The 12350-nt window shown below is 59.4% G+C and carries 9 protein-coding genes and 5 pseudogenes; 7 read left to right on the plus strand and 7 right to left on the minus strand.

The features are described 5' to 3' along the window. Window positions 1–9 precede the first annotated feature (9 nt). Window positions 10–132: a hypothetical protein gene (locus OKW39_RS41805; RefSeq protein ID WP_429563149.1), complete on the minus strand. Its 123-nt coding sequence runs from the start codon at window positions 130–132 to the stop codon at window positions 10–12. Between the two features lie 166 nt (window positions 133–298). On the opposite strand from OKW39_RS41805, the pseudogene OKW39_RS41810 reads away from it, so the two are divergent. Beyond that, window positions 299–1147: pseudogene (locus tag OKW39_RS41810) on the plus strand (IS110 family transposase); the annotation flags it as partial. Between the two features lie 793 nt (window positions 1148–1940). Here the strand turns inward: OKW39_RS41810 and OKW39_RS41815 are convergent. Next, window positions 1941–2060: pseudogene (locus tag OKW39_RS41815) on the minus strand (IS110 family transposase); the annotation flags it as partial. Between the two features lie 10 nt (window positions 2061–2070). Further along, complete coding sequence (locus tag OKW39_RS41820) at window positions 2071–2244, minus strand: hypothetical protein (protein ID WP_429565344.1); 174 nt, start codon at window positions 2242–2244, stop codon at window positions 2071–2073. A 309-nt stretch (window positions 2245–2553) separates the two neighbouring features. Between OKW39_RS41820 and OKW39_RS41825 the strand changes: the two are divergent. Further along, window positions 2554–2943 (plus strand): annotated as a pseudogene (locus OKW39_RS41825) (IS4 family transposase); the annotation flags it as partial. An 86-nt stretch (window positions 2944–3029) separates the two neighbouring features. Here OKW39_RS41825 and OKW39_RS41830 read toward each other — a convergent pair. Beyond that, complete coding sequence (locus OKW39_RS41830; protein WP_084754057.1) at window positions 3030–3353, minus strand: four-helix bundle copper-binding protein; 324 nt, start codon at window positions 3351–3353, stop codon at window positions 3030–3032. A 574-nt stretch (window positions 3354–3927) separates the two neighbouring features. On the opposite strand from OKW39_RS41830, the pseudogene OKW39_RS41835 reads away from it, so the two are divergent. From OKW39_RS41835 to OKW39_RS41850, 4 genes and pseudogenes are all read left to right on the plus strand, one after another. After that, window positions 3928–4359: pseudogene (locus OKW39_RS41835) on the plus strand (IS30 family transposase); the annotation flags it as partial. Window positions 4360–4501: 142 nt separating this feature from the next. Continuing rightward, complete coding sequence (locus OKW39_RS41840; RefSeq protein ID WP_429565345.1) at window positions 4502–5128, plus strand: hypothetical protein; 627 nt, start codon at window positions 4502–4504, stop codon at window positions 5126–5128. Between the two features lie 257 nt (window positions 5129–5385). Beyond that, window positions 5386–6345, plus strand: coding sequence for an SOS response-associated peptidase family protein (locus OKW39_RS41845; protein ID WP_429565346.1), 960 nt, complete (start codon window positions 5386–5388; stop codon window positions 6343–6345). Window positions 6346–6512: 167 nt separating this feature from the next. Then, entirely contained in the window at window positions 6513–7283 is a 771-nt protein-coding gene (locus OKW39_RS41850) for a hypothetical protein (protein WP_429565347.1), read from the plus strand. Between the two features lie 587 nt (window positions 7284–7870). Here the strand turns inward: OKW39_RS41850 and OKW39_RS41855 are convergent. Together OKW39_RS41855 and OKW39_RS41860 are read right to left on the minus strand one after the other, a co-directional pair. After that, the gene (locus OKW39_RS41855; RefSeq protein WP_429348369.1) at window positions 7871–8314 is read right to left on the minus strand and encodes a globin domain-containing protein; all 444 of its coding nucleotides are present in this window, start codon (window positions 8312–8314) and stop codon (window positions 7871–7873) included. A gap of 150 nt (window positions 8315–8464) precedes the next feature. Further along, window positions 8465–9565, minus strand: a complete 1101-nt coding sequence (locus tag OKW39_RS41860) for a PQQ-binding-like beta-propeller repeat protein (protein ID WP_429565348.1) — start codon at window positions 9563–9565, stop codon at window positions 8465–8467. Between the two features lie 531 nt (window positions 9566–10096). Here OKW39_RS41860 and OKW39_RS41865 point away from each other — a divergent pair. Then, a pseudogene (locus OKW39_RS41865) lies at window positions 10097–10696 on the plus strand (tyrosine-type recombinase/integrase); the annotation flags it as partial. 487 nt (window positions 10697–11183) lie between these two features. Here OKW39_RS41865 and OKW39_RS41870 read toward each other — a convergent pair. Further along, on the minus strand, window positions 11184–12338 hold the full coding sequence (locus OKW39_RS41870) for an IS110 family transposase (protein WP_429565349.1): 1155 nt from the start codon (window positions 12336–12338) through the stop codon (window positions 11184–11186). Window positions 12339–12350 lie beyond the last annotated feature (12 nt).

Here is a 12350-nt window from a genome sequence, read left to right on the forward strand (position 1 = left end):
GCGCTGTTCTCATCCAGATTGACGCGCGGCTGGCAGGCAAAGCTCGCCGGCGTCAATCAACATCGGCGTCATCATGCACGCCACCACATTCTTATCCTGATTGTCGCGCGGCCAGAATACCTGCAGCGTCACGCGTCACACAGCAATCCTAAACGACCGAAGAGCAACCATCAGCTTGATTGTCGCGCGCGTCAATCAATAAACGCTTGCCAGCGTCAATCAACGTCGGCATCATCATCCCTACCGCGACATTCTCAACTTGATTGTCGCGCGTCTCTCATCCAGATTGTCGCGCCACAATCCGGCGAGCATTCCGGTCGAACGCCACAAGCGGCGCGCGAAAACTGACCGGCTCGATGCCATCAAGCTTGTGATGAATCTGCGCGCGTGGCTACGCGGCGAGCGCGATCGCATGCACGTGGTCCACGTGCCGTCGCCACAGGACGAGGCGTCGCGCCAGCTGATGCGCGATCGCGGCCAGTTGCAGAAGGAAGTGCTGCAGCACCGCGACCGCATGCGCAAACTGTTAGCCACGCTCGGCTGCTGGGATGAGGTCGACCACCGGGCCTTCGCTGGCCGGCTCGCCCGTAACGAGGTGAAGTGCCACGACGGCACGCCGCTGCCGCCCGAGCTGCGTGAGCGGCTGCTGCGCGAGTGCGAACGACTGGCGCTGGCGCAGCAGCAACTCGCAACGCTGGAGAAGACGCGTAAGGCGAGCGTGTCGCCTCCTGCGCGCGAACGAAGCGATGCCCTCGCGCGCCTGAAGGGGATTGGCGAAGTGGGTGCGTCGCGCCTCGCCCTCGAGCTGTTCTGGCGGGAGTTCAGCAACCGCCGCCAGGTGGGCGCCTGCGTCGGACTGGTGCCGCAGCCCTACGACAGCGGCCAGAGCCATACCGATCAGGGCATCAGCAGACAGGGTAACCGGAGGGTACGCGCGTTACTGGTTGAGATGGCGTGGACCTGGCTGCGCTATCAGCCCGGCAGTGCACTGACGCAGTGGTTCGACCAGCGCACCCAAGGCACCGGCGCCAACCGCCGCGCGCGCCGCATCGCGATCGTCGCGGTGGCGCGACGTCTGGCGATTGCGCTATGGCGCTACCTGAAGGACGGCATCATCCCTGAAGGCGCGCAGCTGAAGTCAGTGTGACCAGCGAGATATCGTAATAAGGCAATCATGCAACCCCGCGGAGCCAATGTATGACGGTTTGAAGTGGACATGCCCGCCCACCCGCCGGGTTACCGACGTAGCCGCTTTGACAGATGGGGCATGCTCCCCGGGACAAGGTTCCGGCGTAATGCGCATGCAGGATGAGGCTGGCAAAGTGCCAGCGGATAGAAGGTAGTCGGACGTCAGGTCCGACGCGCGCGACGAGCGGCTTCAGACCAAGGACGCAGACCGGCTTGCATGCTGACGAGCGCAATAACCCGCGCTCACCAGCCTTCGCCAGCATTCCGAACCCTTCGCCGCGTCAAGGGTCCGCTGGCGCCAGGCTGAAGCCCGCCCTTGCCCGATTACGCGCCTCCGCACGCACGTGGAGGCGCAGAAGGACCTGACCGATGATTCATGAGACTGTTCGCGAAAGACGTTGACAACTTCCTGCTCATAGAAGGACTTTCCCCTTTTTGCAAGCTTGAGGTTCATTCGGTCATTGATTGATTCCGATGTTGTGGCGGACGCGATGGCAGATCGGCGGCGGGGCAGACTGCATACCTATAAACGGCCTCGTTGGGGGCACTGTCTCTTCTGTGCCCGGGCCCGGATAGTAACCGCGCAGCAGGACTCCATCCGGAGCGCGGCGCCACGCATCAGATGCGTCGCCTGGAGCTTCCTCGAGTTCGCCTGCTGCCGGTCTGACCTGTCGCTATCCATGCCTGTTGCGTCCTTTGGGGTGCTGTACGGTGGTGTCCTGCGTTTCAGGGATCGTGGTGCGGCTCACGAGTCACGACGGACGGATTGGGGTATGGGAGGGATCGAAGCGCTCGCCTTTGGCGAGGATCGCCCAGAGGATTCGCGCGTGCTTGTTGACGATGGCGACCAGCGTTCGATACCAGCCTAGCCGCGACAGATGTTCAGCGGTGATCTTGTTCATCGTCTTCCTCCTGGTTGATAGCCACGGCGATGGCTCGCATCCACTGCACCATCTGCTGCTGCAGTTGGAGCTGAACGTCCTGCGGTAGTGTCGGCAAGGGGACTGCGCCGGCGTCTTCGAACAGCGCTATCTGAACCATTGGGAGGGGCGGCATCGAGTTCTCCTGTTGGGCTTGGGCTATCCCGTAAGGATAAGAACGTCGATACACAACGGCAAAGCTCCAGTAGCGCTGCAATGGACAAGCGCGATTGCTGGACGACTCGCACATTGGCGGCCGCAAGCTCGGTCATCCACGCGGGGACGGACACCGTCGTGCCATTAGAGCGCCGGATGACGTAGCAGGGCTCATCGTTGACGTAATGCAGCCGGACCACCGCGAGACGCTCACCCACAAGGGGGTGGAAGCGGTAGCGCACTACGATGTCATGCGAGAGATGTTGACGGGCAGAATGACGTACCCTTGTTCAATGTCCTGAAGAACGCCTGCCGGGTTGAGGCGCTGCAACTCTCGCAGATGGAGCGAGTGGAGAAGGCACTTGCGCTGTACATGGTCGTATCGTGGCGTATCGCACGGCTCATGCGTCTGGGCAGGACATGTCCGGAGTTGGACGCGTCCTTGTTCCTTGCGGCTGACGAAATACATGGCGCTCATGTGCTCTCAAAAAAGCCGCGTCCGAAAAAACCGCCGACACTGAACCAGATGATAAGGATGATTGCGTCACTGGGCGGGTTTCTGGGGCGCAAGAGCGACGGCGAACCGGGCGCGAAGACGCTGTGGATTGGCATGCAGCGAGTCATGGATGCTGTGATCACCATTCAGATCTTGCGCGACGGCTACGACACTTCTGTATAACGAAATGCCTCAAACCGGGTGCGGCATTTCCGACCCGATACGCGACGCGCTGGCCGTCGGCGGGCGCGCTGATGCTGAGCAAGACACTAGATTGCCCGGCAGGCTTCCGCGCATCTCCGGGACGCATCGCTGCATGTTCCGCAGTGCTCGGGTGCGTGCCGCGCACATTCATCGGCGCACTCGTCACAGATCCGTGCGCAGAGTTCGCAAAACTCGGGTGCGAAATGGCTTTGTCGAGCCAAGGCCGCAGATGTGAGGCGGCATAGCGAAGCGCAATCGGCGTTGAGGCGAATACATTTGGCCATGTTAACCCGGCCCGGTTCATCGAGGCAGGCGGATGCGCAGCGATCGCAGGCAGCGGCACAAGCATCGCAGGCTTCAATAGACGGCTGATAGATTTCGGGGTTCATCGACGAAGCTCCAGCTTGAATAGAGTTGTTCGGCGTCCGCCGCGTGCTCTCCTCGAAGGCAAGGCGCAACGTGTTGCGATAACTTCAGGGCGGACCAGCGCGGCTCTCATAGCAGCGTAGTCGCTCGTGTCGGTGCCGTAAAGCGAAGCTACGAGCCGGATTCCTCGCGAATAGCTTCGTTAAACGTTTCGAGTTTGATTCACTGTACCGGTTCGCCGCGGTTCCGGAAGAGATTCTTCGAGACAAGGTGAAAACTGAGGCACTAATCTCCCAGGTCGACGCTTTCCGCGATGGCCGCTCGGTGATCGACATTCGTCTCAACCGAAGCGTCCCAGTGCGGCCAACTTTCCTTGGACCAACGGCGATAGCAAATGAGTGCAACGACCGCAACGGTTGCCGCCTGCTCCAGTGGAGCGGTGGCCGTTCTATCCTTGAAAGCTGCCGCTCAGTCTGCGCCTGCTCGAGGGGCGGCTCAGGGTCGCGTGCTGCCGACCGCTCGCCTCGCCGAACGGGATCGGCCGGGCCGTTGGCGGAGGCACGCAAAGGACAAATGCGGCGGCGAAATGCTCGAGGCGGCAGCGGGAGCAGCCAGATTGCGACGCTCGTCGAACGCCAGACACGCTATGTCATGCTGGTGAAGATTGCGAGCAAGGACAGCGAGGCGGTTGCCAATGCGCTAATCAAACATGCCTGCAAATTGCCGCAGGAACTCTACAAATCGCTAACCTGGGATCGCGGCACGGAAATGGCCAGCCACAAACGCTTTACTGTTGCCACTGACATTGCCGTCTACTTCTGCGATCCACAACATCCCTGGCAGCGTGGTTCGAACGAGAACACGAATGGACTGTTGAGGCAGTACTTCCCGAAAGGTACCGACCTGTCGGTGTATTCACAGGTCAAACTCAATGCTGTGGCGAGACGCCTCAATGAACGTCCGAGGAAGACACTGAACTACGAAACGCCAGCCGAGCGGTTTAACCAAACTATTGCATCGACCGGTTGAATCCGCCGGCGGACAGCCGACGTTAGCGGCATCGCGCGGATGGGCGCAGCGTCCTACATCAGCGAACTCACAATATCGGCTATCCTCTAAAAGGCTCCTCATCCGGAGGAGGCTAATGCCGTCGCCTCAGGAGTGAAAAGTCATGATCGCCGAAATGATTACGGCGGGTGTCGCAATCACCGACCGTGTCATCCAGCTCATAGATCGTCGAGAGAAAGTCGATCGGGCATTTTTCGTCGACTTTATCCAGCCGACCATGTCGGACCTCGAAGCTGCACATAAAGACTACCTGGAAAGCTTCAGGCGATACGTCGTGGTGATGTCCGATGTCACTATACCGTTCACTGAGTCGCATCCCGTTCTTTCCGAGATCAAACGCGACATCATTTTGTCAGACAGTCTTCGTACGAAAGCGCATGCCCTCCAAGCTGGTATGCTCGCAAGTGGTCGGTGGAGGAACCAATTCGGCATCGCAGATGATGATGTGCTATCCGAGTTCCTCGGGACTATTACCGACTACTTCGGAACCGTTGTCAGTGAACCTATGTTTCGAGATGGTGAGCCACCTGACGCCGGTGTCAGCCAAGTACGAAGCTATCTCCTGAATGTGCGTCTTGTCGACACGTTCTCGGAAAACATACCTGAGCCCGAGCGACGATGGAGAGGCATAAAAGCCGTTGACGAGACGATAGAGGACCTGCAATGGCGCTACAGGCGAGTGCACACGACCTTCACTGAACTACGGATGAGACTGCTGACACCGCGCTAGGTCAGGTCGGAGGCATAGCCAATACACGCATCCGCGCTCTGGCTGTGCTCGCACCTGCTTCTGCTTGTTCCACAGGCATAGGGCATGTGCTCCGCCGGCGATGTCGCCGCCCCAATGCTCGCAACGACGGCAGTGGTGGTCGGTCGCGGCGTCAGGGTATCGAAACTGGGTCACGATGATATACTGTATAAAAATACAGTATATCGACGAACCCCGGCAGTATCATAGATGTCATCTCAAAAACCAGGGGTGGCGCTATGTGCTACTCGGCACAGATAGAAGCCGACTATCGTAAGTACGTGAGGCAATTTGGTGCGGACATCGGCCTCCGCGAGTCCGCGCAACTGTACTGGGAGCGCTCGCAGAAAAAGAAGATCAAGATTCCCAAGGCCGTGGACGCGGCGTTTGCCGACCCTAAGACCGACATCGAGCGCGAGATTAAGGCGCTGATCGACGAATTCGATTTGGAGCAGACCGCAGCGCTTGAGCAAGAGATGTTCAAGCAGCGCGCGCGTCTTGCGGACGCTGAACGCATCCTCCAGATCAAAACCACCAAGGTGGCAACGGAAAGCAGGCGCATCGCGACTGACAAGATCGACGCGGCCCGGCGTCGTCTGGATGACATCCGTCGTGTTGAACTGAAAGATCGGGATTCGCGGATTTTCCCCGGCGGCTATGCGCCTGTCATGGTCATCGAGGACGGGCACCGGGTCATCAAGCCGATGCGGTATCAGTGTCGACCAGCGGGCAAGCCGCCGTTCTACGACGCGAAGTACCCCGGCACGTACAACGCGCGTCGCGACAATCTCGAAGGCTTCTGGAAGCAGCTATTCGGATACTCTCACGGCGTGATGATCGTGTCCGCGTTCTATGAGAACGTGAGTCGCGCAAAGATGGAAGGGCGCGAGCTGAAGGAGGGCGAGGAAGACGAGAACGTCGTCCTTGAATTCCGCCCGCGCGCCGGCGGCGAAATGCTCGTTGCGTGTCTGTGGTCGCGCTGGACGGCGCCCGGCGAGCCGGACCTTCTGTCGTTTGCAGCGATCACAGACGAGCCGCCGCCCGAGGTAGCCGCGGCGGGGCATGACCGCTGCATCGTGCCTGTCAAACGCGAGAGTGTCGATGCGTGGCTGAACCCCGATCCGGAGAATCTCGCCGCGCTGCATGCGATTCTGGACGATCGGGAGCGGCCGTACTACGAGCATCGATTGGCGGCGTGACGGGGCACCGGTGCGGGTGTAACCGTCGATCGTGCGCCTAGGATGGAAGGCGGTCCAGCGGCAGGAGGCCGCCACAACCCGCCGCTCACGTGAACCGGCGGTCAGGCGTCGGCTCCGCCACCACTAACCGGCCATTCGACTGTTGAAGACGAACGAGTGCAAACATAATGAATAGTTATAATACTAGGCATTTGGAAATACCATATTCCGCATTGGCGGATTTTTCAGACCAAGAAATATACGCCCTAAATATGCTCGGGCATATATACAACGAAACGATGGCGTTGGCGAAACTCACGTTTGTCAGTAAGGGTACGGTGGATCAGCCTCAAGCGATGAAGGATGCGAACATGTTTCAGACCATACTTTTCGCGCGCCTTCATGCTGGGAAACTCCATGAGGCACAGAAGACGATAAATGGTAATCGCGATGTCAAGGAATTTTTATTCAAGCGCTGCTTTTCCTTGATTGGCGAGGACCGTGGCAGATCCTTACTAAAGAAATTCAACGCAGATGCGTCTGGTTGCAAGTGGTTGTCCGACGCTAGAAATATGGATGCCATGCATTTCGGCACCTTTGAGCAGCTTCAAAGAGGGGTGGAGGAAATAAGAACCAATGAGATTGGATTCGAAATGATTCGTGGTGATCTTGCCATGAGTACGTTATTCCTGACATCCAGTGTTATGACGGCGACATCCTTTTACTATAGAGCAGACCCTGCTAACTGGCAAACAGGATTGGAGAACCTTATATCGGATATTGAACAGGTTCAGAATTCTCTGGTCGAGCTAGTTACTGTATCGTTGCGCGCACTCATAGATAGTAAACGGGATGAAAATCTCCCCGAAGAAAGCCGGGTGCGCGAGCAGGACAACGAATCTTTCAACATGCCGAACATTCATAATTTCCACCTTCCTTACTTCTTTGCCCTCGAATAGGGTTTCCGCCGCCGTCGCTCCATCATCCGGTTACCTGTGTCTGCTGGCGAATGGAGCGCGCAGCCGCCGCGGAGTCGCGGATCACCGACCGTCAACTAAGGCCGAACTTTTGTCGTTTGCCACGAAGGTCGAATGACCAGTGTACCTTGGGAACGGCCGTAGCAGATCTCTGGCGCATAAGGCAGCTTCGGGTCGAGTCCGTGTCAAAACGCATGCGAAATGCGGTGCTCGAAAAAATTGACCCTCCGGATCGCTCTGTATTGGCCTGGTAACTACTCCGGAAGGGTAAAGAGACACCCAAAACCTGAGTACTTTGGCGTTTTCACTCGGCCTCGGTCGTGTGCTGCCGATCGCAGCCTCGCGAGGTTGACGTTGTGTATGCAAATTGCATGGGTCGGCACACGGCCAACTCCTGCCGTTCGTCCGAGGGCGCGACGGGACATTCAAATGTCTGCTCCGGCTCGCGAACAGACATGTGCGCGCCGGTCCTGTCCGTCGCATCGTTGGCCAACCACTCTGACGTTCACATCTTTTTGTCTCGCGAGACTTTTGCAATCTAGCTGTGGTCGCTGACAAGCCGAATTGCATCATTCCCTATGCGTATAGAGTGTGTTCTCGCGGCTCTTCAAGACTTCTGCCAGAAACCAGTACGCCTCGCCCCAAGCGTTCAGGACGCGCTCCTCCGCGGCGTCGCCGAGCACATCCTTGATGGCGGGAAGCAACGCGTTAGCGACCGCAGGATAGTGCTCAGGCTTAACACGCATCGCTACGTGGCGTGCGGCGATGTGCTCTATCGCCGCTGTCAAAATGTCGAGGTTGTCCGCGTTACTCGCAAAGGCGAGTAACGCGGCAGCCAGTCGCTTCGGTTGCTCCCCCGACTTTTGGGCCGCCTCATCAAAAAGATCTCTCATTTCCGGATCAACGAAAAGCCGCTCGTACATCCGGGTCGTGATCGCAACGCCATACTGTTGTATGACGGGAGCAGTAGATTTAACGATGGCAATCGTCTCTGGCGAAAGAGGTGCGCTCATGCTTTTCTCCGAAAGGAAGCTAATGAAAGAGCGAGAGCAGCCAAGTCTGGCTGGCTCGCCTGTGTCCGACGAATGTACTTACCCGGGCAAGGTGCCTCTGGCCGCCAAAAATAGCACGGTGGAAAATGGCTTCGAAGACGAAGCGCTAGACTAGTAGGGGGCCCACGTTGGGCTCGAGCTAAACCCGATGTCCGACAACTGTAGTTGCCACCACAATTCCCCGCTGAGGCCATTCAAGGTCACCAGTCTTCCGTCGGGCGTCCCCACCTGGACACCTCCAGAGAAGATTGAAATCGGATCTGTGCAGGCCTGCATTGCACCGGCGACGGGAGTATCAGACTTCCATAAAAGCGCGCCGGTGGCGCCGTCCAACCCAACGAGAAAAGAATCTTCAATGAAGTACCTTCCGACCTCAAAGATGACTAGCGTCTGGCCTTCGTATTCGTAAGCAACGGGATTGCCAGGATTTTGATAGGGATTCTCTACCTGCCACAACACTTGCCCCGTCCGCGCATCAAGCGCGTAGATTTGATTCGAACCCGCCGTAACATATACAGAGTTTCCGAGGACCGCCGGACGACTAAAGCCAATTCTGGTGATCCAGGACCAGAGCAAGTGGCCATTCATAACTGAGCGCGCAAACAGGCCATTTTCGCCATAGTAGTAAACGTACTCACCTGAAACGACCTGGCCGGCCCCTTGGCCGCTAGGTTCGCTCCATAATTTGGCGCCGGTTTTAGCATCAAAAGCAGCGATATTGGGAGCGGCGGTAACAATCACGCGCTCAGGTGCGTTCAGGTGTCTTGGTGAGGGGGCTCCGCCATACACCATTGAGGCCGGAAACAAGGGCACTCCCGGCAGCGGTTTGGACCATCGAGCGTTGCCGGTGGTGTCGTCAAGAGCGATAAGCAACTCCTCGGAAGGATCCGATCCATAAATTCCGGTTCCGACGTATAAGGTATTGCCCCCGTGCGCCAACGACCATTGTGTAGCGTGCCCGACGTCAAACGTCCTGGTCAAGCTACTTAAATCATTGCCATCCTGGTAAAAGAAGATTGTTCCATTCGCAAGGACATAGACGCGAAAGTCCGCATCGACTATGCCTCCAACGCATACTGGGGCGCTAGAAATCGCGCCCAGGAGAGGAGCCTGTATCGGCGCGGAGGTTAGGTTAGGAGAACGCCCACCCCAGTTTTCAACACCAAACACGCGATCGCTCGCGATAAATGTTATGCCAAAGATGTGAGCCATAGCAGGTCTCCGCGGGTTAGAGAGGTTATCGAACGTTCGATGCACCGCTCCCGCGAGAATCCGCCAATCTATCGGAGCACAGGCTGCACCTCGAGCTTCCTACGGGGGTCAAAAAAGTCTATGCCGACAATTGAACTCGTCAAGGCAATTTCGTCGCCCGACGAGTCCGACTTTCATCGCACCAAAGTCCTCACTGGCCCGCTGACCGAAGATAATGATGGAACGGCCGTTGTACCTCGACAAGAGACGTAGAGGAGGACGGGTGTCGACCGGCCGCAACGGGTCGGGAGTGTGAGTTCGCTGATGCAGGAGGCGGCCGCCCGGCCGCTCGATGCCGCCACCGTCGGCAATCCGTCCCATTGCCGACGTAGAACCCAGTCCTCTCCAACGTCGGCATTGGCCGAATGGACTAAACCGCTCGCGCGGTAGGGGGCTGCGGCCCGTCTCTGGCGGCGAATGGGAGGCCAGTGGCGCCGGCGCTTATGTTGGTGGTTGAGGCAATCCGCCTCGTCCTCCAGCAGGAGCCCCATCATGACCTCCTCCGATCCGGGCATCAGCCCGCTGCGCCGCCGTATGCTTGAGGACTTGCGCATGCGCAAGTTCGCACCCAAGACCCAGGCCGCCTACCTGCGTGCCGTACGTCAGTTCGCCCGATACCTCGGGCGTTTACCCGATACCGCCACTGTCGAGGACCTCCGGGACTATCAGCTGCATCTGGTCGATCACGGCGCGTCGCCGGTGTCGCTGAACGCCGCGATCAGCGGTCTGAAGTTCTTCTTCGAAGTCACGCTCGGCCGGCCTGAGCTGATGGCGCGGATGCAGCCGGTACGCGTGCCTCGCACGCTCCCGGTTGTGCTCAGCCCCGAGGAGGTGCGCCGGCTCATCGCGGCAGCCGGAAACCTCAAGCACCAGACCGCGCTGTCGGTCGCCTATGGCGCCGGGCTGCGTGCGAGCGAAGTGGTCGCCCTCAGGGTCAGCGACATCGACAGCCAGCGCATGACCCTGCGCATCGAGCAGGGCAAGGGCCGCCGTGACCGCTACGCGATGCTCTCGCCGGTCCTGCTCGAACGTCTGCGCGTCTGGTGGCGCGTTGCCCGTGCCCAGGGCTGCATGCTCGATGGCGGGTGGCTTCTATGAGCAGGAAGTTGTCAAGGCCTATCACAAATCATCGGTCAGATCCCTCTGGGCGTCGGTGCGGAAGCGCCTAGCCGAGTCAAGGGCAGGCAAAGCCTGGCGCAGCGGACCCTTGAGCCGCCGCCAGGGTCGACATGCTTGCGTATGGTGGCGAGTGCGGATTGTTGCACTCTCCACCATACAAGCGCATTTTCGCGACATATCCTGACGGATTTACACCGCCATCACCCGTTGCTGCAATCCAGTCTGCGTTCTTGATCTGAAGCCTGTTATCGCGCGCGTAAGACGGGAGCGTCTCACCAACTTCTATCCGCTGACGCATGGCCAGCCTCATCCTCTATGCGCGTTAAGCCGGAAACTTGTCCGGGAGCATGCCCCATCTGTTAAATCGGTCGCCTCAGCAACCCGCCACCCGCACGGGCATGCCCACTTCAAATTGTCCATCATCCGTTTCGTCGTCGCGGTGTTGCGGTACTTTGCAGAGTCAGACTGGCTTCAACTGCGCGCCTTCGGGTATCACGCCGTCTTTAAGATAGCGCCAGAGCGCAATCGCGAGGCGCCGCGCCACTGCGACGATTGCAATGCGCCGCGCGCGACGATTCGGTCCCGTGCCCTGCGTGCGCTGGTTGAACCAGCGCGTCATCGCACTGCCGGGTTGGTAGCGCAGCCAGCACCACGCCATCTCGATCAGCAGGGCACGCACCCGTCGGTTGCCCTGCTTGCTGATCCCCTGGTCCACGTGGCTCTCGCCGCTGTCGTAGGGCTGCGGCACCAGCCCGACGCACGCACCCACCTGGCGCCGGTTACTGAAGGATCGCCAGAACAGTTCGAGCGCGAGGCGCGACGCGCCGACTTCGCCGATCCCTTTCAGGCGCGCCAGATCATCGCTTCGCTGACGCGCGGGTGCCGGCACGCTCGCCTGCCGCGTCTTCTCCAGCGCTGCGAGTTGCTGCTGCGCCAGCGCCAGCCGTTCGCACTCGCGCAGCAGCCGCTCCCGCAGCTCAGGCGGCAGCGGCGCGGCGTCGTGGCACTTCACCTCGTCACGGGAGAGCCGGCCGGCGAAGACCTTGTCATCGACCTCATCCCAGCAGCCAAGCGTGCGTAGCAGCTTGCGCATGCGGTCACGATGCTGCAGCACTTCCTTCTGCAGTTGCCCGCGATCGCGCATCAAGTGACGTGACGCTTCGTCCTGCGGCGACGGCACGTGAACCACGTGCATGCGGTCGCGCTCGCCACGAAGCCACGCGCGCAGGTTGATGACCAGCTTGATGGCATCGAGCCGGTCGGTCTTGGCGCGCCGCTTGTGACGCTCGACCGGAATGCTGGCTGGATCGACGACGTAGCACTCGACGTGTTGCGCCTGCAACGCGCGCAAGATCCAGAATGCGTCGCGGCCGGCTTCGTAGCTTACGACGATGCGCACGCCGGCTGGCAGCGACCACTTCTGCCTGTGCTGTTCGATCAGGCTGAGTGCCGCCTGCAGGCGGGCGGCGGCTTGCGGCTGTGCTAGCGTGTGCACGGCTGGCTTCTCGCGCTGGCCGTCGTGCAGTGCGATCTTCCAGTGTGCTGCGGCAAGTTCGAGTGACACCGCCAGCAGCGGTTCCTCACCACCCGTTGTGCTCGTCTGATCCGTGCGCATGATGCTCTCCTT

The organism is Paraburkholderia sp. MM6662-R1, from assembly GCF_050436245.1.
In the GTDB taxonomy this organism is placed as follows: Bacteria; Pseudomonadota; Gammaproteobacteria; order Burkholderiales; family Burkholderiaceae; genus Paraburkholderia; species Paraburkholderia tuberum.